The 24,758-nt window shown below is 71.3% G+C and carries 24 protein-coding genes; 14 read left to right on the top strand and 10 right to left on the bottom strand.

Features of this window, described 5'->3' with window-relative positions; translation table 11 throughout:
• Positions 1 to 12: 12 nt before the first annotated feature.
• Positions 13 to 633 carry a translation initiation factor IF-3 gene (gene infC, locus I4Q55_RS40680; protein WP_086840451.1) on the bottom strand — a complete coding sequence of 207 codons (621 nt, stop codon included), beginning with the start codon at positions 631 to 633 and terminating at the stop codon, positions 13 to 15.
• Positions 634 to 821: 188 nt separating this feature from the next.
• Between infC and I4Q55_RS40675 the strand changes: the two genes are divergently transcribed.
• The 3 genes from I4Q55_RS40675 (at position 822) to I4Q55_RS40665 (ending at position 2,938) form a co-directional block, all read left to right on the top strand.
• Positions 822 to 1,181: a DUF1844 domain-containing protein gene (locus I4Q55_RS40675; RefSeq protein ID WP_191313234.1), complete on the top strand. Its 360-nt coding sequence runs from the start codon at positions 822 to 824 to the stop codon at positions 1,179 to 1,181.
• 129 nt (positions 1,182 to 1,310) lie between these two features.
• Positions 1,311 to 1,946, top strand: a complete 636-nt coding sequence (locus tag I4Q55_RS40670; protein WP_374194531.1) for a GntR family transcriptional regulator — start codon at positions 1,311 to 1,313, stop codon at positions 1,944 to 1,946.
• Positions 1,943 to 2,938: a 1-aminocyclopropane-1-carboxylate deaminase gene (locus I4Q55_RS40665; protein ID WP_206795917.1), complete on the top strand. Its 996-nt coding sequence runs from the start codon at positions 1,943 to 1,945 to the stop codon at positions 2,936 to 2,938. The genes I4Q55_RS40670 and I4Q55_RS40665 overlap by 4 nt, the downstream gene beginning before the upstream one ends.
• A 15-nt stretch (positions 2,939 to 2,953) precedes the next feature.
• Here I4Q55_RS40665 and I4Q55_RS40660 read toward each other — a convergent pair whose 3' ends face one another.
• From I4Q55_RS40660 to I4Q55_RS40650, 3 genes are read right to left on the bottom strand one after another with little or no spacing between them, the layout of a single operon-like run.
• A complete protein-coding gene (locus tag I4Q55_RS40660) occupies positions 2,954 to 3,337 on the bottom strand; it encodes a RidA family protein (protein WP_206795915.1) in 384 nt (127 codons plus the stop codon).
• Positions 3,337 to 4,095, bottom strand: a complete 759-nt coding sequence (locus I4Q55_RS40655) for an IclR family transcriptional regulator (protein ID WP_206795914.1) — start codon at positions 4,093 to 4,095, stop codon at positions 3,337 to 3,339. The genes I4Q55_RS40660 and I4Q55_RS40655 overlap by 1 nt, the downstream gene beginning before the upstream one ends.
• Positions 4,092 to 5,027: a sugar kinase gene (locus tag I4Q55_RS40650; RefSeq protein ID WP_242547668.1), complete on the bottom strand. Its 936-nt coding sequence runs from the start codon at positions 5,025 to 5,027 to the stop codon at positions 4,092 to 4,094. The genes I4Q55_RS40655 and I4Q55_RS40650 overlap by 4 nt, the downstream gene beginning before the upstream one ends.
• A 151-nt stretch (positions 5,028 to 5,178) precedes the next feature.
• On the opposite strand from I4Q55_RS40650, the gene I4Q55_RS40645 reads away from it, so the two are divergent.
• From I4Q55_RS40645 to I4Q55_RS40610, 8 genes are read left to right on the top strand one after another with little or no spacing between them, the layout of a single operon-like run.
• Positions 5,179 to 6,477 (top strand): amino acid deaminase, encoded by a 1,299-nt coding sequence (locus I4Q55_RS40645; RefSeq protein ID WP_206795912.1) that lies wholly within the window; start codon positions 5,179 to 5,181, stop codon positions 6,475 to 6,477.
• Positions 6,477 to 8,072, top strand: coding sequence for an amidohydrolase family protein (locus tag I4Q55_RS40640; protein ID WP_206795911.1), 1,596 nt, complete (start codon positions 6,477 to 6,479; stop codon positions 8,070 to 8,072). The genes I4Q55_RS40645 and I4Q55_RS40640 overlap by 1 nt, the downstream gene beginning before the upstream one ends.
• On the top strand, positions 8,069 to 9,457 hold the full coding sequence (locus I4Q55_RS40635) for a GntP family permease (RefSeq protein WP_206795910.1): 1,389 nt from the start codon (positions 8,069 to 8,071) through the stop codon (positions 9,455 to 9,457). Before I4Q55_RS40640 ends, I4Q55_RS40635 begins: the two co-directional genes overlap by 4 nt.
• Before the next feature lie 42 nt (positions 9,458 to 9,499).
• Positions 9,500 to 10,627 carry a lactonase family protein gene (locus tag I4Q55_RS40630; RefSeq protein WP_206795909.1) on the top strand — a complete coding sequence of 376 codons (1,128 nt, stop codon included), beginning with the start codon at positions 9,500 to 9,502 and terminating at the stop codon, positions 10,625 to 10,627.
• Positions 10,628 to 10,654: 27 nt separating this feature from the next.
• Positions 10,655 to 11,929 (top strand): extracellular solute-binding protein, encoded by a 1,275-nt coding sequence (locus I4Q55_RS40625; RefSeq protein ID WP_206795907.1) that lies wholly within the window; start codon positions 10,655 to 10,657, stop codon positions 11,927 to 11,929.
• The gene (locus I4Q55_RS40620) at positions 11,929 to 12,876 is read left to right on the top strand and encodes a carbohydrate ABC transporter permease (RefSeq protein WP_374194530.1); all 948 of its coding nucleotides are present in this window, start codon (positions 11,929 to 11,931) and stop codon (positions 12,874 to 12,876) included. Before I4Q55_RS40625 ends, I4Q55_RS40620 begins: the two co-directional genes overlap by 1 nt.
• Positions 12,867 to 13,715, top strand: coding sequence for a carbohydrate ABC transporter permease (locus I4Q55_RS40615; protein WP_206795906.1), 849 nt, complete (start codon positions 12,867 to 12,869; stop codon positions 13,713 to 13,715). Before I4Q55_RS40620 ends, I4Q55_RS40615 begins: the two co-directional genes overlap by 10 nt.
• Position 13,716: 1 nt before the next feature.
• Entirely contained in the window at positions 13,717 to 15,084 is a 1,368-nt protein-coding gene (locus I4Q55_RS40610; protein ID WP_206795905.1) for a beta-N-acetylhexosaminidase, read from the top strand.
• Here I4Q55_RS40610 and erm read toward each other — a convergent pair.
• Together erm and I4Q55_RS40600 are read right to left on the bottom strand one after the other, a co-directional pair.
• Positions 15,081 to 15,824 carry a 23S ribosomal RNA methyltransferase Erm gene (erm, locus tag I4Q55_RS40605; protein WP_242547645.1) on the bottom strand — a complete coding sequence of 248 codons (744 nt, stop codon included), beginning with the start codon at positions 15,822 to 15,824 and terminating at the stop codon, positions 15,081 to 15,083. The genes I4Q55_RS40610 and erm overlap by 4 nt on opposite strands.
• Before the next feature lie 224 nt (positions 15,825 to 16,048).
• A complete protein-coding gene (locus I4Q55_RS40600) occupies positions 16,049 to 17,797 on the bottom strand; it encodes a M64 family metallopeptidase (protein WP_206795903.1) in 1,749 nt (582 codons plus the stop codon).
• A gap of 173 nt (positions 17,798 to 17,970) precedes the next feature.
• Here I4Q55_RS40600 and I4Q55_RS40595 point away from each other — a divergent pair, with 173 nt between their 5' ends.
• A complete protein-coding gene (locus I4Q55_RS40595) occupies positions 17,971 to 18,411 on the top strand; it encodes a hypothetical protein (protein ID WP_206795902.1) in 441 nt (146 codons plus the stop codon).
• Positions 18,412 to 18,424: 13 nt separating this feature from the next.
• Here the strand turns inward: I4Q55_RS40595 and I4Q55_RS40590 are convergent, their stop codons facing one another.
• Both I4Q55_RS40590 and I4Q55_RS40585 read right to left on the bottom strand, forming a co-directional pair.
• Positions 18,425 to 19,093 carry a response regulator gene (locus I4Q55_RS40590; protein WP_176171321.1) on the bottom strand — a complete coding sequence of 223 codons (669 nt, stop codon included), beginning with the start codon at positions 19,091 to 19,093 and terminating at the stop codon, positions 18,425 to 18,427.
• Positions 19,090 to 20,664 (bottom strand): sensor histidine kinase, encoded by a 1,575-nt coding sequence (locus I4Q55_RS40585; RefSeq protein WP_206795901.1) that lies wholly within the window; start codon positions 20,662 to 20,664, stop codon positions 19,090 to 19,092. The genes I4Q55_RS40590 and I4Q55_RS40585 overlap by 4 nt, the downstream gene beginning before the upstream one ends.
• Before the next feature lie 156 nt (positions 20,665 to 20,820).
• Between I4Q55_RS40585 and I4Q55_RS40580 the strand changes: the two genes are divergently transcribed.
• On the top strand, positions 20,821 to 22,167 hold the full coding sequence (locus tag I4Q55_RS40580; RefSeq protein ID WP_206795900.1) for a cation:dicarboxylate symporter family transporter: 1,347 nt from the start codon (positions 20,821 to 20,823) through the stop codon (positions 22,165 to 22,167).
• Between the two features lie 97 nt (positions 22,168 to 22,264).
• Here the strand turns inward: I4Q55_RS40580 and I4Q55_RS40575 are convergent, their stop codons facing one another.
• On the bottom strand, positions 22,265 to 22,666 hold the full coding sequence (locus I4Q55_RS40575) for a helix-turn-helix domain-containing protein (RefSeq protein WP_206795898.1): 402 nt from the start codon (positions 22,664 to 22,666) through the stop codon (positions 22,265 to 22,267).
• A gap of 122 nt (positions 22,667 to 22,788) precedes the next feature.
• On the opposite strand from I4Q55_RS40575, the gene I4Q55_RS40570 reads away from it, so the two are divergent.
• On the top strand, positions 22,789 to 24,210 hold the full coding sequence (locus tag I4Q55_RS40570; RefSeq protein ID WP_206795952.1) for a DHA2 family efflux MFS transporter permease subunit: 1,422 nt from the start codon (positions 22,789 to 22,791) through the stop codon (positions 24,208 to 24,210).
• A 104-nt stretch (positions 24,211 to 24,314) separates the two neighbouring features.
• Here the strand turns inward: I4Q55_RS40570 and I4Q55_RS40565 are convergent, their stop codons facing one another.
• Complete coding sequence (locus tag I4Q55_RS40565; protein ID WP_206795897.1) at positions 24,315 to 24,758, bottom strand: SRPBCC family protein; 444 nt, start codon at positions 24,756 to 24,758, stop codon at positions 24,315 to 24,317.

The following is a 24,758-nucleotide window of genomic DNA, read 5'->3' as shown; positions in this document are numbered from 1 at the left end:
GCTGGTCGGCGCCTACGCCTCGGGAGCCTGCTCGGGGGCAGGCTCGGCCTTGGCCTTCGGCTTCACGTTCTTGTGCGGGGCCAGCACCATGATCATGTTGCGGCCGTCCTGCTTGGCGGACGACTCGACGAAACCCAGCTCGGTGACGTCTTCGGCGAGCTTCTGCAGCAGCCGGTAGCCGAGCTCCGGCCGGGACTGCTCGCGGCCGCGGAACATGATCGTGACCTTGACCTTGTTGCCCGCCGCCAGGAAGCGCGACACGTGACCCTTCTTGGTCTCGTAGTCGTGCTGGTCGATCTTGGGGCGCAGCTTCTGTTCCTTGATGACGGTCAGCTGCTGGTTGCGCCGCGACTCGCGGGCCTTCTGCGCGCTCTCGTACTTGAACTTGCCGAAGTCCATGAGCTTGCACACCGGCGGGCGGGCCTGCGGCGCGACCTCGACGAGGTCGAGGTCGTTCTCCTGCGCCAGGCGCAGCGCATCCTCGATCCGGACGATGCCGACCTGTTCGCCGGCGGGTCCGACGAGACGGACTTCCGGCACCCGGATTCGGTCGTTGATGCGTGTCTCGGAGCTGATGGGGCCTCCTTGGTCCGAGGAATGTTTCCTGTTCTCGTTTCGACCTGGTGCCCACATAGCGAAGGCCCCGACACCGTTCGGTGCGCGGGGCCCACTCTGTTCCGATCGTGCCCCGGAGGGCACTTGTTCACCCTGGACGGGTGAGACCGGACCCGGCCACCTGTACGGTGACGCGGGTGGGAGCGGGGCTCCACTTGCCGCCCCCGATCACTCGGGGGCTGGTCGCTCGTGGAAGGGTACCAGACGTGTCAGAACAACCCTCCGAACAGCCCCCGTATTCCCCCGAAGCCCGCCACCTGGAGGACATCCCCAGCGTGGAGGTGATCAGCCGCGCGGCGGTGATGCTGCTGTCGGCCGGCGCCGAGCGGCTCGGTCTCGCCGACGCCGACCCGGCGACCTCCCCGCACCGCGACCTCGACGAAGCGCGACGGCTCATCACCGCGCTCGCCGGGCTGGTGACCGCCTCCGCGGAGTACCTGGGCCTGCACGCCGGACCGTTGCGGGACGGCCTGCAGTCGCTGCAGAAGGCGTTCCGGGAGGCTTCGGCCGTGCCGGACGAGCCCGGCCAGGGCCCCGGCGAGAAGTACACCGGTCCGGTCTACTGACGGCTCCGGTTGCCCACACCCCAATGTGGCGTTGGTTGCGTGAGATGCACCCAACGCCACTTTGGGGTGCTTGACCCGCATTCGAATCGGGGGTGGCGCACTCGGCGTCGGACATCTAACATGTTAGATGTGAGTCTCTCCAAGGTCACTCGGCCGTTGCTTCGCGACGAGGCCTACGACCGGATCCGCCGCGCGATCGTCGACGGCACGCTGCCGCCCGGCGCCGCCCTGCGCGACGGCGATCTCGCCGACCAGCTCGGCCTCTCGAAAGCTCCCGTGCGCGAAGCCCTCCGGCGCCTGGCCGGCGACGGCCTGGTCGACTCCAAGCCGCAGAGCTACACGCGCGTCTCCGATGTCATGTCGCCCGACGTGCTCGACGCCCGGGAGATCGTCCGGGTGCTGCACGAGTTCGCCGTCAAGCAAGCCGCTCCGAAGTGCCGCCCGGCCGACGTCGCCGCCATGCGGGCCGCCAACGACCGGTTCGCCGCGGCCATCGAGGCCCGGGACATCGCGGCCGCCGTGCAAGCCGACGACGAGCTGCACGACGTCCCGGTCCGGCTGGCCGGCAACGCCGCCGTCGCCGCGACCCTCGACCGCTACACCCCCCTGCTCCGCCGCCTCGAACACGCCCGCTTCAGCTCGGCGCTCGCCTGGAACTCCGTCGAACGCCACACGAAGCTCATCGACGCGCTCGAGCGGCACGACACCGAAACCGCCGTCGCAGTGATCTCGACCATCTGGACCGACCTGCTGGAGGACCGATGACCCTCGCCGACTTCCCGCGTTACCCCCTGCTCTTCGGCCCGTCGCCGGTGCACCCCCTCGAACGCCTCACCGCACACCTCGGCGGCGCGAAGATCTGGGCCAAGCGCGAGGACGTCAACTCCGGCCTCGCGTACGGCGGGAACAAGACCCGCAAGCTCGAATACCTCGTCGCCGACGCGCTGGCCCACGGCGCGGACACGCTCGTCTCCATCGGCGGCGTCCAGTCCAACCACACCCGCCAGGTCGCCGCGGCCGCCGCGCGGGCCGGGCTGAAGGCCGTTCTCGTCCAGGAAAGCTGGGTCGACTGGCACGACCCGCTCTACGACAAGGTCGGCAACATCCAGCTGTCGCGGATCCTCGGCGCCGACGTCCGGCTCGTCGAGGCCGGCTTCGGCATCGGGTTCAAGGAGGCGTGGGAGAACGCGGTCGCCGAGGTCGAAGCGCGGGGCGGGAAGCCCTACGCCATCCCCGCCGGCGCCTCCGACCACCGGCTCGGCGGCCTCGGCTTCGCGAACTGGATCGTCGAACTCGAAAATCAGGAAGAAGAACTGGGCGTCTTCTTCGACACCGTCGTCGTCTGCTCGGTCACCGGCAGCACCCAGGGCGGGATGGTCGCCGGGACCACCATCGGCAAGAAGCGGCGCATCCTCGGCATCGACGCCTCGGCCAAGCCCGAGGAAACCCGCGAGCAGGTCACGCGCATCGCGCGCAACACCGCCGCGCTGATCGGCACCGGCGAGATCCCCGACGTCGAACTCGACGACCGCTACCACGCCGGGATCTACGGCATCCCGGACAAGTCCACGGTGGACGCCATCGAGACGTGCGCCCGGCTGGAAGGGATGATCACCGACCCGGTGTACGAGGGCAAGTCGATGGCCGGGCTCATCGACCTCGTCACCACCGGCGGGATCCCGCGCGGCTCGAACGTCCTCTACGCCCACCTCGGCGGGCAGCCGGCCCTGAACGGCTACACGAGCGTCCTGGGCTGACCGCCCGCCGGAGGCTCAGTCCAGCACGCAGAGCACGTCGATCTCGACCAGCAGCTCGCCCGGGAGGCCGACGTACACGGTCGTGCGGGCGGGCTGCGGCTCGTCGCCGATCAGCTCGTCGTACACCTCGTTGAACGGCGCGAAGTGCGCCGTGTCGGTCAGGTACACCCGGACCATGATCGCGTCGGCGAGGCTCGCGCCCGCCGCCGCCAGCACGGCCTCGATGTTCTTGAACGTCTGCCGCGTCTGGCCGGCGACGTCGTCGCCGACGATCGCGCCCGTGGCCGGGTCGAAGGCGACCTGGCCGGCGACCTGCAGCAGGTTCCCCTTGCGGACGGCCTGCGAGAACTTCGCCGGCGGCTTCGGCGCGTTCTCGGTGGAAACTGCCGTCTTGCTCATCAGTGCCCCTTTCCGTTCTCCGTCCATCCACTGTGGACGGAAGCTTCCTTGGTGGCGGCCCGCAGCTCGGGCACCAGCGCCAGCAGGCCTTCGTAGTCGAGCAGCACCTTCGGCACCGACATCGACGCCGCGGCCAGCACCTCGCCGCCGGTTCCCCGGACCGGCGCCGCGATGCAGTGGATGAAGTCCTCGTGCTCGGCGTTGTCGACGGCGTACCCGCGCTGGGCCACGCGCTCCAGCTCCGCCAGGTACTCCTCGGGCGTGGTGATCGTGTTCGGAGTCCGGACCGGGTAGTCGATCGACCGCGCGATCTCCTCCCGCCGCGCCGGCGGCATGGCCGCGACCAGCACCTTCCCCACCGCCGTGCAGTGCAGCGGCGCGCGCTTGCCGATGCGGGAGTACATCCGCACCGAGTGCCGGCCCTCGAACTTGTCGATGTAGACGACTTCGCCGTCCTCGTAGCTGGCCAGGTGCACGGTGTGCCCGGTGCGCGCGTTGAGGGCGGCGAGCGCGGGGTGGGCGCTGCGCCGGACGTCGAAGGAGTCCAGGGCCTGGTTGGCGAGGTCGAACATGGCGCTGCCCAGCCGGTAGTGCCGGGCGCCTTCGCGGCGGACGAAGTGGTGCTGTTCGAGGGTCCGCAGCAGCCGCAGCACCGTCGACTTGTGCACGCCGATCTCCTCGGCGAGGTCGTCGAGCGTGCGCGCGTCCTGCGCGATCGAGTTCAGCAGCGTCAACGCGCGGTCCAAGCTTTGACTCACGTGCGCACCACCCCTTCGCCGGTCAGCCGGACCGAACGCCACTCGTCCGGGTCCGCGTGCAGCAGGGTATCCACGACCGCGGGCGGCAGCGGCACGCCGACGTCGTCGTGCGTGAGCAGGGTGACCGCGGCCTGCAGGTGCCCCTGCCGCAGGCGTTCCAGGGGCGTGGCGCCGCGCAGGGTCGCGGCGAGGAACCCGGCGGCGAACGCGTCGCCCGCTCCGACCGGCTCGACGACGTCGACCCGCAGCGCGGGCGCGAACAGCGGCTCACCCTCGACCAGCGTCGCGCCGCGTTCGCCGTGCTTGACGACGAGCGTGCGCGGCCGCGGCAGCAACGCGCGCAACTTCGCCGGGTCACCGGTCCCCCACACCCGCTCGGCCTCGTCGTCGCCGGTCAGGACGATGTCTGCCTGACCGGCCAGTTCGGCGAGCAGGCCGGGATCGCGATCGACCCACAGCGCGGGCCGCAGGTTGACGTCGAACGAGATCAGCCGGTTGCCGCGGGGCAGCTCCAGCAGCGCGCGCACCAGCGCGCGGCAGCTGTCCGACAGCGCGGGCGTGATCCCCGACAGGTGCAGCACGCGGACGCCGTCGAGGTCGAGCCGGTCCAGCAGTCCCGGGCCCATCCCGGACGCCGCCGAGCCCGCGCGGTAGTAGCGCACGGGACTGCCGCCGGCGCCGCTTTCCTTGACGTAGAGCCCGGTCGGGCGCGCGGGGTCGACGTAGCACGCGCTGACGTCGACGCCGTGGGACGCGACCTCGCGCAGCATCGCCCGGCCGAACGGGTCGTCGCCGACCGCGCTCACCCAGCCGCTGCGGACGCCCAGCGTCGGCAGGTTGCAGGCCACGTTCGACTCGGCGCCGCCGATGGTGCGGACCCAGTGCTTCACCTCGTCCGGGGGGCCGGGCTCGGCGGGCACGAACAGCGCCATCGTCTCGCCCACGCACAACACCTCGGGCCCGCTCGTCACTGTCCGTCTCCCTGCCCTTCACCCCGTTGACCTGTGGCGACCCGGATGCTACACCTATGGCACTCAAAATGCGCAACAGTCGTTGCAACATACGCAACAGAGGTCGCCGCCGATGAACCCTTGCCAGCTGGACCCCGCCGCGCTCGAAGCCCTCCGCCAGGAGCGGATCGACTGGCGCTTCCGCTCCGCCGCCCCCGCGTTGTCCGGGCTCACCCTGGAGGAAGCCGCGGACCGCCGGCTCAACCTGTTCACCGACGGGTTCTTCGCGCCCTTCGTCGTGCTGGACGAAGCAGCGCTCGAACACAACCTCCGGACGATGGCCGCGTGGTGCGCCGCGCGGGGCGTGGTGCTCGCGCCGCACGGCAAGACGACCATGGCACCGCAGCTGTTCGCCCGCCAGACGGAGCACGGCGCGTGGGGCGTGACCTGCGCGAACGCCGGTCACCTCCGGATCTACCGCGCCTTCGGGGTATCCCGGATCCTGCTGGCCAACCAGCTCCTCGATCCCGCCGGCCTGCGCTGGCTGGCCGCCGAACTGGCGGCCGACAGCGGCTTCGAGTTCTTCTGCTGGGTCGACTCCGTCCGCGGGGTCGAGCTGATGACCGCGGCCCTCGACGGCGCCGAGCGCCCGGTGGACGTCCTGGTCGAGCTGGGTGCCGACGGCGGCCGCACCGGCGTCCGCGACACCGCGACCGCGCTGGCGGTCGCCGAGGCCGTCCACGCCAGCCCGGTACTGCGGCTGCGCGGTACCGGCGGCTACGAAGGCGCGCTGTCCCACGAGACCGACGAAGCCGCGCTGCACAAGATCAGCTCCTATGTGGACGGTCTGCGCGAGCTCGCGATCTCGTTCGCGGACAAGGGACTCCTCGAGGGGCAGATCGTCGTCACCGCCGGCGGCAGTGCCTACTTCGACCAGGTCGCGAACGAGCTGACGAAGCCGTGGCCGGACGGCCTCGACGTGCTGCCGGTGCTGCGCAGCGGCGCCTACCTGACCCACGACGACGGCTTCTACCGCGAGATCTCGCCGCTGGGCGACCACCCGCGCATCGACGGCGTCGACTCCTTCCGCCCGGCACTGCGGGCGTGGGCGCAGGTGACGTCGAAGCCGTCGGACGAACTGGCGTTGCTCACCCTCGGCAAGCGTGACGCGTCCTTCGACGAAGGCATGCCCGAGCCGCAGCTGCGCCGGACGCCGGGCGGCCCTGCCGAGCCGCTCGACGGCCACGTCGTCGCGAAGATGAACGACCAGCACGCGTTCCTCACGCTGCCGCCGGGCTCGCCGGTCGAGGTCGGTGACTGGATCGGCCTCGGCCTGTCCCACCCGTGCACGGTGTTCGACAAGTGGCCGCTGCTGCCGGTGACCGCGGCCGACGGCGAAACCGTCGTCGACTACGTCCGGACGTGGTTCTGATGGACGTCGTCGTCAAGAACGCGCTGGTCGCCGACGGCACCGGCGGCCCGCTCGCCCGCCACGACGTCGGCATCGCCGGCGGGCGGATCGCGGAGGTCGCGGACGCGGGCTCGCTCACCGGCGGCCGGACGATCGACGCCGACGGGCTGGTGCTCGCGCCCGGGTTCATCGACATGCATTCGCACTCCGACCTGCAGCTGCTGGCCAACCCGGACCACCCGGCCAAGATCACCCAGGGCGTGACGACCGAGGTGCTCGGCCAGGACGGGTTGTCGTACGCGCCCGTCGACGACGTCGTCCTCGAGGCCTTGCGGCAGCAGCTCGCGGGCTGGAACGACGACCCGCCGGGGTTCGACTGGAACTGGCGCTCGGTCGGCGAGTACCTCGACCGCCTGGATCGGGGCATCGCCGTCAACGCGGCCTACCTGGTGCCGCAGGGCACGGTCCGGATGCTCGCCGTCGGCTGGGCCGACCGGCCCGCCACCGAAGCCGAGCTGGACCGGATGAAGGAACTCGTGTCCAGGGGCCTGCGCGAAGGCGCGATGGGGATGTCGTCCGGCCTCACCTACACGCCCGGGATGTACGCGGAGACGAGCGAGCTGGTCGAGCTGTGCCGGGTCGTCGGCGAGCTGGGCGGCTTCTACAGCCCGCACCACCGCAGCTACGGCAAGGGCGCGCTGGAGGCGTTCGCCGAGATGATCGAGGTGAGCAGGCAGTCCGGCTGCCCGCTGCACCTGGCCCACGCGACGATGAACTTCTCGGTCAACAAGGGCAAGGCGCCCGACCTGCTGAAGCTCCTCGACGACGCCCTCGACGACGGCTGCGACATCTCCCTGGACACCTACCCGTACCTGCCGGGCGCGACCTACCTCTCGGCGCTGCTGCCGAGCTGGGCGACCGAAGGCGGACTCGACGCCACCCTGGCCCGATTGTCCGACGCAGGCGAACGGGAGCGGATCCGCGCCGAGATCGAAGAGTCCGGTTCGGACGGTGCGCACGGCGTCCCGATCGACTGGGACGCCATCGAAATCAACGGCGTCCGCAATGAACGCAACACCCACCTGGTCGGGCACAGCGTCGCCGCGTCGGCGCGCACGCAAGGCACCGAACCGGCCAAGCTGTACTTCGACACGCTCCTCGACGAGCGGCTCGGGACGTCGTGCCTGATGCACGTCGGGCACGAGGAGAACGTCCAGGCCATCATGCGGCACCGGACGCACACCGGCGGCAGCGACGGTCTCCTCGTCGGCGCCCGGCCGCACCCACGCGCGTGGGGCACGTTCCCGCGGTACCTGGCCCGGTACGTCCGCGAACTGGGCGCGCTGGACCTCGCCGAGTGCGTTGCCCACCTGACCGGGCGGGCCGCGCGGCGCCTGCGGTTGACCGATCGCGGGCTCGTCCGCGCCGGCTACGCCGCCGACCTGGTGCTCTTCGACCCCGAGACGGTCGCCGACACCGCCACCTTCGACGATCCCCGGCAGGCCGCCACCGGGATCACCCACGTCTTCGTCAACGGCGTCGCCGCCCTCGACGACGGAAGCCCCACCGGCGCCCTCGCCGGACACTCCCTGCGCAACCCCCGGAGAGCTCGATGATCCACTGGCTGCAACACACCACGGGCGGGCTCCTCACGCTCGCCGCCGTCTCGATCGCCGTCCTGCTGGTGCTGATCATCAAGCTCAAGCTGGAACCCTTCATCGCGCTGATCGTCGTCGGCCTGCTGACGGCGCTGGCCGCGGGCCTGCCGGTCGGGACGATCGTCGGCTCGGCCCAGAAGGCGTCGGACTCCCTGCTGGAGAAGGGGTTCGGCGGCATCCTCGGCCACATCACGGCGATCATCGGCCTGGGCACGATCCTCGGGTCGATCCTGGAACGCTCGGGCGGCGCGAAGGTGCTCACCGGGGCCCTGCTGCGGTCGTTCGGCGAGAAGCGGGCACCGCTCGCCATGGGCGTCGCCGGGTTCGTCTTCGGCATCCCGGTGTTCTTCGACATCGGCATCTTCGTGCTGGCCCCGCTCGTCTACGTGGCCGCGCGCCAAGGCGGCAAGTCGCTCGTGCTGTACGCGATGCCGCTGCTGGCCGGCCTGTCGATCACGCACGCCTTCCTGCCGCCGCACCCCGGCCCGGTGGCCGCGGCCGGGCTGCTGCACGTCGAGCTCGGCTGGATCATCCTGATGGGCCTGGCCTGCGGGATCCCGGCGTTCCTCATCGGCGGCGTGCTCTACTCGACGTGGATCGGCAAGCGCATCACCGTCGAGGTGCCCGAGGACATGGTCTTCGCCGAGGAGGAGGGCGAAAAGGAGGAGAACCCGCCGTCGCTGGCGCTGGTCGGGGCGATCATCGCGGTGCCGCTGGTGTTGATCCTGGCCGGCACGTTCGGCAGCATCTGGCTGCCCAAGGGTTCCGCGCTCGCCGGCGTCGCCGCGTTCATCGGCACCCCCGCGGTCGCGCTGACCGTCGCCGTGCTGCTCGCGTCCTGGCTGCTGGGCCTGCGACGCGGGTTCACCGGCAAGGACCTCAACGAGCTGGCCGCGAAGTCGCTGCGGCCGGTCGCGATGATCCTGCTGGTCGTCGGCGCGGGCGCGTTCTTCGGCGCGGTGCTCTCGGCCACCGGGATCGGCAAGGCCGTGGCCGACTCGCTGCACGACGCCGGGCTGCCGGTGCTGCTCGCGGCGTACGTCATCAGCTGCGGCATGCGGATCGCGCAGGGCTCGGCGACCGTCGCCATCGTGACCACCAGCGGGATCGTCGCGCCGACCGTGGCCCAGCTCGGCTATTCGCAGATCCAGCTGGCGCTGCTCGTGATGGCGATCTCGGCGGGCTCGATCATCGCTTCGCACGTCAACGACGGCGGCTTCTGGATCGTTTCGCGGTACTTCAACCTCACCGTGCCGGAAACGATCAAGTCCTGGACCGCGCTGGAAACCGTGCTTTCCCTTTCGGGATTCGGGGTTTCGGCATTGCTCATGGCCGTGGTCTAGACCATACTGGAGCCTGTCACCGCCGAAACCCGTTGGGAGACAATGACGATGACCGGACTTTCCCGTCGCACGTTCCTCGGCGCCGCGGCCGGCGCGGGCGCCGCGACCGTCCTGGGCACGCAGGTGGCCGGCGCGGCCACCACGGAGAAGGGCTGCTTCGCCGGCACCACCGCGTACATCGGCAGCTACACCACCGGGGCGACCGGGCACGGCCTCGACGTCGCCACGCGTTCGGGCGCGGCGCTGTCCCCGGTCCGGACGATCCCGGGGATCACCGACACGTCGTGGTTCGACCGCAGCGCCGACGGCAAGACGCTGTACGTCACCAACGAAGGCGACCCGGCGGGGTACGTCTCGGCGTTGAGCCTCGCCGATCCGGCGACGCCGAAGCTGCTCAACAAGGTGTCGTCGAAGGGCGGCGCGCCGACGCACCTTTCGGTGCACTCCAGCGGGAAGTACGTGCTGGCGGCGAACTACAGCTCGGGCAGCGTCGTCGTGCTGCCGATCCTGGCCGGCGGCAAGCTCGGGCCGGCAACCGACCTCGTCACCCACCACGGCGCCGAACGGGACGCGCACGCGCACCAGGTCGTCAACGACCCGACCGGCCGCTGGGTGCTGGCGGTCGACCTCGGCGCGGACTCGGTGTACGTCTACGGGTTCGCCGCCGGGAAGCTTTCGCTGCACCAGCAGCTGAAGCTGCCTTCGGGTGCCGGGCCGCGGCACCTCGCCTTCGACCGCACCGGGAAGTTCGCCTACATCCTGGGCGAGCTGCGGGCGGAGGTGACCGTGGCGAGCTGGGACGCGGCGGCGGGGAAGCTGAAAGCGCTCTCGGTCGTCCCGGCCGTGCCCGCCGGGGGCACCGGTGACCGGTTCCCGGGCGAGATCGTCGTGTCCGGCAACGGGAAGTTCGTCTACGCGACGGTCCGCGGTCCCAACACCTTGGCCACGTTCACGGCCGCCGGCGGCACGCTGAAGCTCCTGTCGAACGTGCCGACCGGCGGCAACTGGCCGCGGCACGTGGCCCTCGACCCGTCCGAAAGCTGGTTCTACGTCTCGAACCAGCGCTCCGGCACCGTCACCTGGCTGCCGCGCGACCCGGCCACCGGCCTGCCCGGCACCCCCGCCGGTTCACTCGCCGTCGGGTCCGTCAACTCCGTCTACTTCGCCTGAGCACCGGTCCCCCACTGGAGGCACCCCATGAGACTGCTGCCGTTCGTCGCCGGGCTGGCCCTGCTGGCCGGCTGCGCCCCCACCCAGTCCGCGCCCGCGGGCGGCGGCGGGGACGAAAAGACCGGGACCGTCCGCGTCTGGCTGTTCGACGAGGCCAACCGCGCGCCGAAGGAGGCCGTGGTCAAGGAGGCGATCACCGAGTTCAAGGCGGCGCACGCCGGCGTCGAGGTCGACGTCCAGTGGGTGCCGGTCGAGGGCCGCGCCGACAAGTTCTCGGGTGCCTTCAACGACCCGGCCAACGCCCCGGACGTCGCCGAGTTCGGCAACACCGACGTCTCCAGCTACGCGGCCACCGGGGCGCTGGCCGACCTGACCGGCGACCTCGCGGCGTGGCCCGAGGGCAAGGACCTCATCCCGACCGTGCTGGACACCGCGAAGTCCGGCGGCCAGACCTACGGCCTGCCCTGGTACACCGGCATCCGCGCGCTCTACTACCGCACCGACGTCTTCACCGAGCTGGGCCTCAAGCCACCCGCGACGCTGGCCGAGCTGACCGACACCGCACGCAGGATCCGGGCTGCCAAGCCGGACCTCTACGGCATCGCCGTCGGCGGCAAGTACACCTACGCGATGCTGCCCTTCCTCTGGGCCAACGGCGGGGAGCTGGCGCAGCAGAGCGGCGGCAAGTGGACGTCGGCGGTCACCGGCGAACAGGCCAAGGCCGGCGTGACGCAGTACGCGAACCTGCTCAAGGACGACATCTGCCCGCCCGCGCAGTGCGCCAACCTGACCGGCACGCAGAGCGTCACGGCCTTCGCCGGCGGCAAGGCCGGGATGACGATCGGCGGCGACTTCAACCGCAAGGCCGTCGAGCAGGGCGCGGTCAAGGGGAAGTACGCCGTCGTGCCGATCCCGGGCACCAGCGCGGGCGGCATCGCGCCCGCGTTCGCCGGCGGCAACCTGCTGGGCGTGTTCAAGGCGAGCAAGCACCGTAGCCTGGCGCTGGAGTTCGTCGAGCTGCTCGGCGGCGCGAAGTACCAGGAAAAGATGTACACCGCGATGGGCAACCTGCCGACGCTGGGCAGCGTGCAGCAGAAGCTTGCCGCGAACGACCCGTTCCTCAAGCCGTTCGTCGACACGCTGAAGGCGGGCACGAAGTTCGTCCCGGCGACGCCGGCGTGGTCGAAGATCGACAGCCAGAACGTGCTGCCGACGGCCGTGCAGCAGATCGCCACCGGCGGAAAGGACCCGGCGGCGGCCCTGGCCGACGCGGCCGCCGCGATGAACAAGGCCTTCGGCTAGTGGTGACGCTCCAGGACGCCCCTTCCGTCACGGCCCCCGCGCGGCGGCCGCGGCGGAAGGGGGACGGCCGGGCCGCCGCGCTCTACCTCGCCCCGGCGGGCATCCTGCTCGCCGCGCTGCTGGCCTACCCGATCTACCAGCTGGTCCTGATCTCCTTCTACGACTACGGCCAGCCGCAGGCCGCGGGCAACGCGCCCCTGGTGTTCCTCGGCTTCGCGAACTACGCCGACCTGCTGTCCCAGGCGCAGTTCTGGACCGTGCTGGGCAAGACGGTCGGGTTCGCCGCGGCCTGCGTCGTCGGCTCGCTCGTCGTCGGCACCGGGCTCGCGGTGCTGGCTTCGCGGGTGCGTTCGCTGCCCCGGATGCTGCTGTTCCTGGCCGCGCTGGGCGCGTGGTCGACGCCGGCGATCGCGGGCTCCTACGTCTGGCTGTTCCTCTTCGACACCGACTTCGGCCTGGTCAACGAGGTGCTGTCGGGCCTCGGGCTGCCGTTCGAGCACCACTCCTGGACGTTCGGCACGCTCGGCGCGTTCGGGCTGGTCGCGGCCGAGGTGATCTGGTGCTCGTTCCCGTTCGTGCTGGTCACGATGTACGCCGGGATCAAGGGTGTGCCGGACGAGGTGCTCGAAGCCGCGTCGCTCGACGGCGCGTCGGCGTGGCGCACGACGTGGACGATCGTGCTGCCGATGGTGCGGCCGCTGCTGATGATCGCGACGGTCCAGTCGATCATCTGGGACTTCAAGGTGTTCACCCAGATCTACGTGATGACCAACGGCGGCGGCGTGGCCGGGCGCAACCTCGTGCTCAACGTCTACGCCTACCAACAGGCCTTCGCCGGGCAGGAGTACGGCCTCGGCTCGGCGATCGGAGTCGTGATGACGCTGTTGCTGCTGTCGGTCACCGGGCTGTACGTCCGGGCGCAGCGCCGGAGCGCGGCATGGCTGTGAAACGTCCCGGGCGCCTGATCGCCGAAGTCGTCACGGTCGTGATCGCCGGGATCGTCGCGTTCCCGCTGTACTGGATGCTGCTCTCGGCGGTGAAGCCGGCGGGTGAGATCCAGTCGGCTTCACCGAAGCCGTGGACTTTCGATCCGTCGTTCGACAGCTTCTCGCGCGTCCTCACCGTGTCGGGCTTCGGGCGGTACTTCGTCAACAGCCTGCTCGTGGCGCTGGTCGTCGTGGCGTTGTCACTGGTGATGTCGTTCCTCTCGGCGGTGGCGCTGACGCGGTTCTCCTTCAAGGGCCGGACCGTGCTGCTGGTGATGACGCTGGTCGCCCAGATGGTGCCGGTGGAGGCGCTGACCATCCCGCTGTTCTTCCTGATGCGGTCGCTCGGCGGCGCGGTGCCGGCCCTGGGCCTCAACGAGCTGGGTTCGCTGGTGCTGGTGCACCTGGCGTTCAGCCTGCCGTTCGCGATCTGGATGCTGCGGGGCTTCGTCGCCGCGGTGCCGGTGGAGCTCGAAGAGGCGGCCAAGCTCGACGGCGCGTCGCGGCTGCGGTTCACCTGGCAGATCCTGTTCCCGCTGGTGGCGCCCGGGCTCGTGGCGGTGAGCGTGCTCGCGTTCATCCACGCCTGGAACGACTTCCTCTTCGCCAAGACGTTCATCGTCTCCAAGACCGAGAACCAGACGCTGCCGCAGGCGATCCTGGTGTTCTTCAAGCCGGAGGACACCGACTGGGGCGCGGTGATGGCGTCGTCGACGCTGATGACGATCCCGGTCCTGGTGTTCTTCGTCCTCGTCCAGCGACGGCTGGTGTCCGGCATGGCCGGCGCCGTGAAGGGCTGACATGACTTTCGGCACCCTGCTCCCCCGGCCGGTCTCGGTGACGCCCGCCGCGGGGTCCTGCCCGTGGCCGTCCACAGTGGACGTCCGGCACGCTGCCCTGCCGCCGGAGGGGTACCGGCTCTCGATCGCCCCGTCCGGGGTGGTCCTGGAGGTGGCCGACGCTGCCGGGGAGGTCTACGGGCGGGAGACGCTGCGGCAGCTGGCGGGGCCGTCCGCGTTCCGGGTGGCCGGGTTTCCGCCGTCGTCGCTGCCGTGCGGGGTCGTCGAGGACCACCCGCGGTTCGGGTGGCGCGGCTGCCTGCTGGACGTCGCGCGGCACTTCCGGACGAAGGCCGAGGTGCTGCGGTTCGTCGACCTGCTGGCCGCGCACAAGCTGAACGTGCTCAACCTGCACCTCACCGACGACCAGGGCTGGCGCTTCGAGGTCCCGGCGTTCCCGCGGCTGACGTCGGTGGGCGGCTGGCGGCCGTCGTCGATGGCCGGCAGCGGTGGCGCGCAGGACGGCCGTCCGCACGGCGGGTTCTACACCGGCGACGACCTGCGGGAGATCGTCGCCTACGCCGCTTCGCGCGCCATCACGGTGGTGCCGGAGATCGACATCCCCGGCCACGCGCGGGCGGCCCTCGCCGCCTATCCGGCGTTGGGGACGTCGTCGTCCTACGAAGTGTGGACTTCCTGGGGTATCAGCACTTCGCTGCTTTCGCCCGTTGAGTCTACTTTGGACTTCTTCCGCCAGGTGTTCGACCACCTGCTGGAGATCTTCCCGTCCCCGGTGATCGCCCTCGGCGGCGACGAGACGCCGGGCGCGACCGACGAGCACCGCGCGTTCGTCCGGCACCTGGCCGAGCACCTCGTGGCCCGCGGCCGCACGCCGATGGGCTGGGACGAGGTCCTCGACATCGACGGCCTGCCCCCGATGGTGATCGGCGCGTGGCGCGACGAGGACGCGGGCCTGCGGGCAGCTGCTCTCGGGCACGACGTCGTGCTGTGCCCGGAGCAGCACGTGTACCTGGACCACCGGCAGTCCACGCACCCCGACGAGCCGATCCCGGTCGGCTGGGTCCACACGCTGGAGGACGTGTACGCGTACGAGCCGGCGTTGAGCGGGCCGCGGCTGCGGGGTGTGCAGGCACAGGTGTGGAGCGAGCACCTGGACAGCGTCCGGCGGGTGGACTACATGGCGTTCCCGCGGCTGTCGGCGTTCGCGGAGGTGGCGTGGAGCGGTGGCCCGCGGGACTACGCGGAGTTCCTGTCACGGCTGCGCGACCACCACCTGCCTCGGCTCGACGCGCTCGGGGTGGACTACCGGCCGCTGGCCGGCCCGCACCCCTGGCAGACGCGGCCAGGGGTGCCCGGACGGCCGCGTTAGCCGTGCCACACCGCCGTCCACTGCCGTGGCGTGAGGTCCCGCGGCAGAGCTGACGGTGGGATCCCCGCCGCCTTCAACGTCGGACGCCACCGCTTCGGGACCGTCGCGGTGAGGATCTGCTCGATCCCCCGGCCGCGGCCGGTGAAGACCTCGCGGACGAACTGTTCGTAGCCCGCGCGGTCGGCCGGGTCGACGAGCGGTTCCCGCCGCCGGACGATCGTCAGGAGCCCGCCGTCGACGCTGGGTTTCGGCCGGAACCCGTCGGCCGGGACGCGTGCCTGCAACGTGAAGTCGAACCAGGGTGCCGTCTGCGCCGTCAGCATCGTGCGGCCGCCGACGCCGGCGCGTTTGCGGGCCACCTCCCACTGGGTGAGGAGGATGGCCTCCTGCCAGCTGCCGTCGGTGAGCAGCCGCCGCAGGATCGGTGTGGTGAGGTGGAACGGCAGGTTGCCGACGACGACCGGCCGGTCCAGCGGGGTCCGCAGGGCGTCGTCGTGGACGACGGTCACCGACGGCAGGCGGCGCCGGAGCCGGCGCACGCGGTGCTCGTCGAGGTCGACGGCCCGGACGTCACGCCCGAGTGCCGCCAGGCGACCGGTGATCGCGCCGTCGCCGGCGCCGATCTCGAGGATCGGGCCGTCGGTCGCGCGCGCGAGCCGGACGATCCGGTCGATCGTCGGGGAGTGGTGCAGGAAGTTCTGGCCGAGTTCGTGGCGTCCACCGTGGACGGAACGGGACAAGGGAGGTACTCCAGACATACGGAATGGAGCACCCGGGGATGGGAGCGGAGTGCGCTCGACCGCCTCCGGGTGCCAGGGCATCCGGAAGTACGGCGCGATCGGATCGTCAGCGAGGCGCGCCGTCAGGCGCGGCGAGGACGCTGAGACTTACGCCCGTATGCGGGCATCCACAAAGTTCCCATGGGTACGGACCCTACAAGCCCGGAACGCACCCGGCGACCGGTTTACGGCAGCAGCGTCACGGTGAACGACCGGGTCGGGCCCACGTTCCCCGCCGCGTCGATGGACCGGTACTCGATCCGGTGCTTGCCGTACCCCGGCTGCCGCTCGGCGAACGGCGAAACCGTGAGCCCGCCCGAGCCGAGGTTGCCGTACGCCAGGCCGTCGATGTTCGTGCCGAGCGCGGTGAACACGTACGGTGCCGCCGGGTCCGTCGGCCAGCCGAAGTACTTGTGCCAGCCGTCGCCGTCGACGCGGAACTCCGGCAGCCCGTCGGGCGACGTCAGCCGCATCGTGAACGAGCCGTGGTGCACGGGGCCGGGCGGCAGCTCGGCCGTCGTCAGCGGGCCCGTCGCGTCCACCGTCCAGGTCAGGGTCGTGCCGCCGGTCGTCGCCGTCAGCGTGTGCGTGCCGCGGGCGAGGTTCAGCGCGTAGTCGGTGCCCGTCCCGGCGAAGCGGCCGTCGAGCATCCACAGGACCGGCGGGATCGAGCCGGTCGGCTCGCCGGTTTCGACGTAGACGACGTCGTGCCCGCCGACCGGTCGCGAGGTTGGCGTCGACGCCACGACGGCCGGGCCGCCCGCGGGCGGGGTGACCACCGTCGTGTCGACCGTCCAGGTGCGGGTCGCCGTCGGGCGGACCGCCGGGTCGCGGACGAACGGCGTCGGGTCGGTCACCGTCGCCGTCAAGGTGTGGCGACCGGGCCGGACGTGCGCGCGGCGCAGGTCGACCGCGTCCCGGCCGGGCAGCGCGACGCCGTCGAGGGTCCAGCGGATGTCCAGGCGGTGGCTCACCGGGTGCATCGGGCGCACCCACACGACGCGGTCGGCACCGATCGTGCCCGCCGGCGTGCCACCCGCGATCAGCGGGACCTTCGCCGCGATCCGCTGCGTCATCCGCTCGCGGCCGACCTGGTCGAACGCGTAGCCGAGCGTCTTCATCATCGAGTGCCCGCTCGGCCGCCAGACGCCGGTCTGGCTGTACAGGCCGCCCTCGAACCGGCCGATCGTGCCGCCGGACTCACTGGGTTCGCCGAGCCACCGCCACCACTTCGCGTGCTGCGCGCGCATCTGCGGCTCGGTGAGCAGGGTGTGGTGGATCGAATCCGGCTCGCCGCCTTCGTACGCGCCGCCCGGGACATTGCGGGCGTAGTAGTCGTACTCGTCGTCCAGACCGCCGAGCGAATGGCCCAGTTCGTGCGGCGAAATGAGCGCCGACAGCGCGTTCCCGCCGGACGCCGTCGCGTAGGTGCCGCCCGCGCCGCCGTACGTGGTGCTGTTGCCCAGCGCCAGGATCTGCCGGTTCGCCGGCGTCGTGCCGGGCACGAGGTCGGCGTACCGCTGCGCGGCGGCGTCGTCGACGGTCAGCAGCCGCTGCACGCTCTGCGGGTTGCAGCCACCCCAGAACCCCATGTTCAGCGGGGTGTCCCGGCGTGGTGAGCCGAGCGCAGGGTCACAGTCCACACCGGACTCGGGCGAGGCGATCGAGACGGCGTGGACGTTGAAGTAGCTGCGGTAGGACTTGAACGGCTCGAGCGACCACAGGGTACTGACGTGCCGCTCGACGTCGGCGAAGAACTTGGGCTGTTCGGCGGCGGTGTAGCCGTCCCCGAGGACGACGAGGTTGAACCGCTGGGCGGCCGGCCCGGTCACCTGGACGTCGGTGACACTGGCGGCAGGCGCCTCGGCGTGTGCCGGAGCGGCGAGCCCGGCGGTGACGACGAGCGCTGCGACGAACCCTGCCCACTTCCGCATGGCGGCACTCCCTCGTCGGCGTGCTTTCCGGTCTACCGTAGTAGCGGGGCGACCGGAACCCGCCGGAAGTCGGGGGCGCGGTATAGGGCGTTATACCCCGACCGGGCGAAACGGTTCGGCGCCCTCCGGCGACTGACCTGACTGTGGGGCAGCTCAGTTCCGGAGTAGCCGGGTTGATCGTCGGTGCGGTGCTCGGGCTCGCGCTTTCGGTCCTTTTCGAGGACCCGTTGAAAGGCGCGCTGACCCGCTCGGCCGGCCGGGTCCGGCGCGCACTCACCCGCGCCGCCGTCCCGGGCACCGGCTCGGGGTTCGCGCTCGGCTCCCTGCGCACCAGCGTCGTCCCGCAGCCGGCGGATCGGCAAGCCGTCTTCGCCAAGCGAAGCAACGCGGCGTCGGCCAATGAGGCGTTGTCCCGTTCCCTGGACTCGCACGGCCGGACCCCGCCGGGCCTCTACGACGTCGCGAGGCGCGGGCTACGCGAAGAGCTGGGGCTGGACCGTTCCGAGTGGACCTCGGTGGCGCCGGCCTTGTTCTCCCTCGCCCTGGTCCGGCACTTCGGGCGGGCGCGAGTCGAACGGCAGGTCCGTGACGTGCTCCGGTCCAGCCGGTCCTGAGCCCGCCTGTGCGTCAGACGCGGGTCAGCCGGTACCAGACCTCCGGCCGCCCGACCTGGCCGTAGTGCGGCTCGCGGTGGGCCATGCCGTTGTCCGCCAGGTACTCCAGGTAGCGCCGGGCCGTCACGCGGGAAGCACCGATCGCCGAAGCCGCCGCGCCCGCCGAAAGTCCTTCCGCCGCGCCGGAAAGCGCGTCGGTGATCGCCTCCAGCGTCTGGACGCTCATGCCCTTCGGCAGCGGGGGCTGCTCGGTCGTGCGCAAAGCGCCGAGGGCGCGGTCGATCTCCGCCTGGCCGGTGACCTCGCCGGACGCGTCGCGGAATTCCGCGTAGCGCTCGAGCTTTTCGCGCAGGGTCGCGAACGTGAACGGCTTGAGCAGGTACTGCACCACGCCGACCGACACCGCCGCCTTGACCAGGCCGAGGTCGCGGGCCGACGTCACGGCGATGACGTCGATCGGCAGCCCGGCCGCGCGCAGCGACCGGCACACCGCCAGGCCGTGCGTGTCCGGCAGGTAGAAGTCCAGCAGCACCAGGTCGACCGGCTCGCGCTCGCAGAACCGCAGTGCCTCGCCGCCGGAGTGGACCACGCCGGCCACGGCGAACCCCGGCAGCCGCTCGACGTAGACGCGGTGCGCCTCGGCGGCCACCGGCTCGTCCTCCACCACAAGCACGCGGATCACCGGCCCGCCTCCTGCCGCGGCAGCCGCACGGTGAACACCGCGCCCTCGTCCCGGCCGATGTCGACCGTGCCGCCGTAGCGGCGCACCGCCTGCCCGACGAGCGCGAGACCGAGCCCGTGGCCGTCCTCCGCCTTCGTCGACCAGCCGCGCCGGAACACGTCGGCGTCCTCGGGCACGCCCGGTCCGTTGTCGGCGACGCGCAGCAGCAGGCCGTCCTCGTCGGAACGGGCGGTGACGACGACCTTCGGGTGCCCGGTGCCGCGCACGGCCGCGTCGAGGCCGTTGTCGATCAGGTTGCCCAGGATCGTCACCAGGTCGCGGGCCTCGATGCCGAGCGAGACGTCGTCGATCACGGTGTCCGGGGTGACCGTCAGCTCGACCCCGCGTTCGCTCGCCTCGGCCGCCTTGCCCAGCAGCAGCGCGGCGAGCACCGGCTCGGCGACCGCGCCGACGACCCGGTCGGTCAGCTCCTGGGCGAACGCGAGCTCGGCGACGGCGAACTCGACGGCCTGCTCGGGTTTGCCGATCTCGACCAGGGAAACGACCGTGTGCAGCCGGTTCGCCGCCTCGTGCGCCTGCGACCGCAGCGCCTCGGCCAGCCCGCGGGCGGTGGTCAGCTCACCGGTCAGCGACTGCAGCTCCGTGTGGTCGCGCAGGACGACGACGGTGCCCTGCGCCCGGCCGCCCGAGCGGACGGCGGTCGTGCTGACCAGCAGCACGCGCGAGTCCGTCAGGTGCAGTTCCTCGGCCCGGTTCTCCGCCGAGGTGAACGCCTCGGCCAGCCCGTCGGGCAGGCCCAGCGTCGCCAGGTCGCGGCCGACCGGGTCGGCGTCGAGCCCGAGGAGCGCGCGGGCGCCGTCGTTGCAGAGGCCGATCCGCCCGTCCCGGCCGACGAGCAGCACGCCTTCGCGGACCGAGTGCAGCACGGCTTCGTGGTACTCGAACAGGTTGCTCAGCTCGTCCGGCGCGACACCGCGGGTCTGGCGCCGCAGCCGGGCGCTGATCAGCCAGCCGCCCAGCGCCCCGACCAGCACGACCGCACCCGCCACGCCGAACAGCGGCAGCAGCCGTTCGCGCAGCTCGGCCGAAATCGCCGCGACCCTGATCCCGACCGCGACCAGCGCGACGACCCGGTGGCCGGCGTCGAACACCGGCACGACCGTGCGCACCGACGGGCCGAGCGAGCCGGTGTAGGTCTCGGTGAGCTCGTGGCCCTGCTGCGCCTTGTCGATCGTCCCGATGTAGTGCTGCCCGATCAGCGCCGGATTGGGGTGGGTGTAGCGGATCCCGGCCGGGCTCATGATCGTGATGAAGTCGACCTGGGTGTGGTTCTGCACGAGCAGCGCGAACGGCTGCAGCGTCACGCTCGGGTCCGGTGTGGTCACCGCGGCGGCGACGGTCGGCGCGTCGGCGACGGTCAAGGCGACCGCGCGGACCTGGTCGCGCGCGTTCTCGTTCACCGCGCGCCCCGCGTCGAGCCAGGCGAAGGTGGTCCCGGCGCCGGCCAGCACGCAGAGCACCACCAGCTGCAGCACGAGCAGCTGGCGCGCCAGGCTCCAATGGGACCGCAACGTCGGAGGCACCTCCTCATACCAGCACACCGCGCAGGCCGCTGTCCGAACGGGACAGTGCGATCATCACACGAACTCAATGAACACAAGTGAGCCGGATCACCGAACTCGGCCTACAGTGTGCCGCAACCCGAACACCCCTAGCTGGAGGCAACGGTGCCTACACCGACCCCCGACGCGGCGCCGCGCCGCCGCGACAAGACCCACTACCTGTACCTGGCCGTGATCGCCGCGGTCGTGCTCGGGATCCTGGTGGGCTTTCTCTTCCCCGGCTTCGCCAAGGGCCTGAAGCCGCTGGGCGACGGATTCGTCAACCTGATCAAGATGATGATCTCCCCGATCATCTTCTGCACCATCGTGATCGGTGTCGGCTCGGTCGCCAAGGCGGCGAAGGTCGGCAAGGTCGGCATCATGGCGCTGGTCTACTTCATCGTGATGTCGACCTTCGCGCTCGCCATCGGCCTGGTCGTCGGCAACATCCTGCACCCGGGCGAAGGCCTGCACCTCAACCCCGCCGACGTGAAGAGCGTCCAGAAGTCCGCCACCGGCGCCGAGGGCCCGGTCGACTTCCTGCTCCACATCATCCCGAAGACGCTCGTGTCCGCCTTCACCGAGGGCCAGGTCCTGCAGACGCTGCTCGTCGCGCTGCTCGTCGGCTTCGCGCTGCAGAAGCTGGGCTCGAAGGGCGCGCCGATCCTGCGCGGCATCGAGCACATCCAGCGGCTGGTGTTCCGGGTCCTGGCGATGATCATGTGGGCCGCGCCGATCGGCGCGTTCGGCGCGATCGCCGCGGTGGTCGGCGCGACCGGCTGGGCGGCGCTGAAGAGCCTCGCGGTGATCATGATCGGCTTCTACGCGACCTGCCTGGTGTTCGTGTTCGTCATCCTCGGCCTGGTGCTGTGGATCGGCGCCCGCGTCAACATCCTGAGCCTGCTGCGCTACCTCGGCCGCGAGTTCCTGCTGATCCTGTCGACGTCGTCGTCGGAGTCGGCGCTGCCGCGGCTGATCGCGAAGATGGAGCACCTGGGTGTCGGCAAGTCGGTCGTCGGCATCACCGTGCCCACCGGGTACTCGTTCAACCTGGACGGTACGGCGATCTACCTGACCATGGCGACGTTGTTCATCGCCGCGGCGCAGGACGAGCCGCTGTCGCTCGGCGCGCAGATCGGGCTGCTGCTGTTCATGATCATCGCGTCGAAGGGCGCCGCCGGTGTCAGCGGTTCCGGCATCGCCACCCTGGCCAGCGGCCTGCAGTCGCACCGGCCGGAACTGGTCAACGGCGTCGGTTTCATCCTCGGCATCGACCGGTTCATGTCCGAGGCCCGCGCGCTGACCAACTTCGCCGGCAACGCCGTCGCGACCGTCCTCATCGGAAACTGGACGAAGGAGTTCGACCGCGAACAGGCGGAACGGGTGTTCGCCGGGACCGCGCCGTTCGACGAGGCCACCTTGATCGACGAGGAGCGGCAACCCGAACCCGAGGAAGCCGCGGCGAAAGCCTGACCCCCTGAACGTTCGTGCTCATGCCCCCGCTGCGCACGAACCACCCGGGCCGCGGTGCGAGTCTCCCCGACCTCGCACCGCGGCCCGTTCCACGTCTTCAGCAGGCTGCGTGGCCGTCGTAGGCGACGCGGGCGGCCGCGATGTCGTCCCGGTGCTGCTCCGCCCAGCCGAGCAGGCCGTTCAGCGACTGGTACAGCTCCTTCGCCATCGGCGTGGCCTCGTACTCCACGCGTGGTGGCACGGTCGGGTAGATCGTGCGCACCAGGAGGCCGTCGCGCTCGAGGTTGCGCAGGGTCAGCGTCAGCATCCGGCGGCTGATCCCCTCGACCGCGCGTTCCAGCTCGGTGAACCGGACCGGGCCGCGGATGGCTTCCAGCAGGATGCCGATCGCCCACTTGCCGCTGATCCGGTTGATGACCTCGAGCACCGTGCAGACGTCGAGTTTCTCCGGGTCGATCTCGGTGACCTGGACAGGTACACCGATGTTCCCCTGGGACATGAAAGTGCCTCCTTCCCGGCGACCCCATAGTCACACAAGATGGGCACTGTTACAAGAAGTGCCCTGGCGACGACCAGGGGAAATCTCGTCTGGAGGGGCCTACTGTGTCATTCGACAACAACGTGGCCGAGAACCACCCCACCCGCTCCCGCGGCCTCGCGTTGGCGGTGCTGTGTGCCGCCTCGCTGATGGTCGTGCTCGACAGCAGCATCGTCGCGGTGGCGCTGCCCGCGATCCAGGCCGACCTCGGCTTCACGCCCGCCGGGCTGTCCTGGGTCGTCACCGCCTACCTGGTCGCCTTCGGCGGCCTGCTCCTGATCTCCGGGCGGCTCGGCGACCTGCTCGGCCGCCGCCGCGTCTTCCTCGGCGGGCTCGGCCTGTTCACGCTGGCTTCCCTGGTCGCGGGCCTGGCCGCCGACGCGGGCGTGCTGGTCGTGGCGCGGTTCGCCCAGGGCGTCGGCGGCGCGCTCGCGTCGGCCGTGGTGCTCGGGATGATCGTCACGATGTACCCCGAGCCCCGCGCCCGGGCGAAGGCGATCGGCGTCTACAGCTTCACGCAGGCGGCGGGCGCGTCCATCGGGCTCATCGCGGGCGGCGCGCTGACGCAGGCACTGAGCTGGCACTGGACCTTCTACGTCAACCTGCCGATCGGCGTGGCCGCGCTCGTGCTGGCCGTCCGGGTGGTCTCGCCGGACCGCGGGACTGGCCTGCGGGCGGGCTTGGACGTGCTCGGCGCGGTCCTGGTCACCGCGGCGGTGATGCTCGGCGTGTACGGCATCTCGGCGTCGGCCTGGGGCGCGTTGGTGGCGGCGGCCGTGCTGCTCGCGGCGTTCGCGGTGCGGCAGGCGAAGGCGCGGACGCCGCTGCTGCCGCTGCGGCTGTTCCGGATCCGCGCGGTGGCCGGCGCGAACGTGGTGATGGTGCTGATGGTCGCCGGCCTGCTCGGCTTCCAGTTCGTCACGGCGTTGTACCTGCAGCAGGTGCTGGGCCTCGACGCGCTGTGGACCGGTGTCGCGTTCCTGCCGGTGCCGGTGGTGATCGCGGTGGCGTCGCTCGGCTTCGCGGACAAGCTCGCCGCGCGCTTCGGCCCGCGGGCGGTGCTGCTGTCGGGACTCGGCCTGGTGATCGTGGGCCTGCTGCTGCTCACCCGGGTGTCGGGCTCCTACTTCGCCGACGTCCTGCCGCCGCTGCTGCTGATGGGTCTCGGCGCCGGCGCGGCCATCCCGGCGCTGATGGGCCTGGCGATGTCCGACGTCGCGGCCGCGGACGCGGGCGTCGCGTCCGGCCTGATCAACACGACTCAGCAGGCCGGCGCGGCGGTCGGCACGGCGGTGCTGGCCGCGGTGGCCGCCGCCCGCACGGAGAGCCTGGGTGAGCTTGATCACCGCGAAGCGCTGGCGGCCGGGTTCCGGCTGGCCTACGGGGTCAGCGCGGGCTTCCTGATCGCGGCGGTCGCGCTGGGCGGGCTGGTGCTGGCCCGCCGCACCCGGAAGTTCGCTGCCGCTCCCGAGCCGGAGGTCTGCGTGGCCGACCAGGCCCGGTAGCTCCCAGCGCCCCAATGTGGCCTTGGTTGCGCTCAACGCACCCAATGTGGCCTTCGGTGCGTTGAACGCACCGAAGGCCACATTGGGGCGCTTGGGGCCGGGCCTCAGGTGAGGTAGGCCGAAAGCCCACGGTGGCCCCGCCGCATCATCAGCGCGTGGTTCGCGCGGAAGAGCGGCCGGGCCACCGTGTCGAAGCGCCGCAGCAACTTCTTCCGGGCCTGGACGTCCTGGGTGATTTCCAGCAGCGTGCCCGCGCCCGCCGCGCGGACCGCTCCCGCCAGGGTCCCGTCGAGGTCGCCGCTGAGCCTGACCCGCATCAGGCCCGTGCGCTCGTCCTGGTGGTCCCGGTGCATCCGGACGATGATCCGGAACGGCAGCCGGGACCGGCAAACAAGCTCGGCGGTGTCGTCGTCCACGCGGCGCACCGCGCGGACGTCCGACCACCACCGCGGGTAGCCGGCGAGGTCGGTGACCACGTCGAACACCCGCCCGGGCGCGGTTCCCGGCAGCAGCCACGTGCTGCGGAACCGGTAGCGCGCACCCGTCAC

This window comes from Amycolatopsis sp. MtRt-6 (assembly GCF_017308975.1).
Lineage (GTDB): Bacteria > Actinomycetota > Actinomycetes > Mycobacteriales > Pseudonocardiaceae > Amycolatopsis.
Note: the sequence above shows the minus strand (reverse complement) of the source record. Positions and strands in the feature narration are given on the sequence as shown.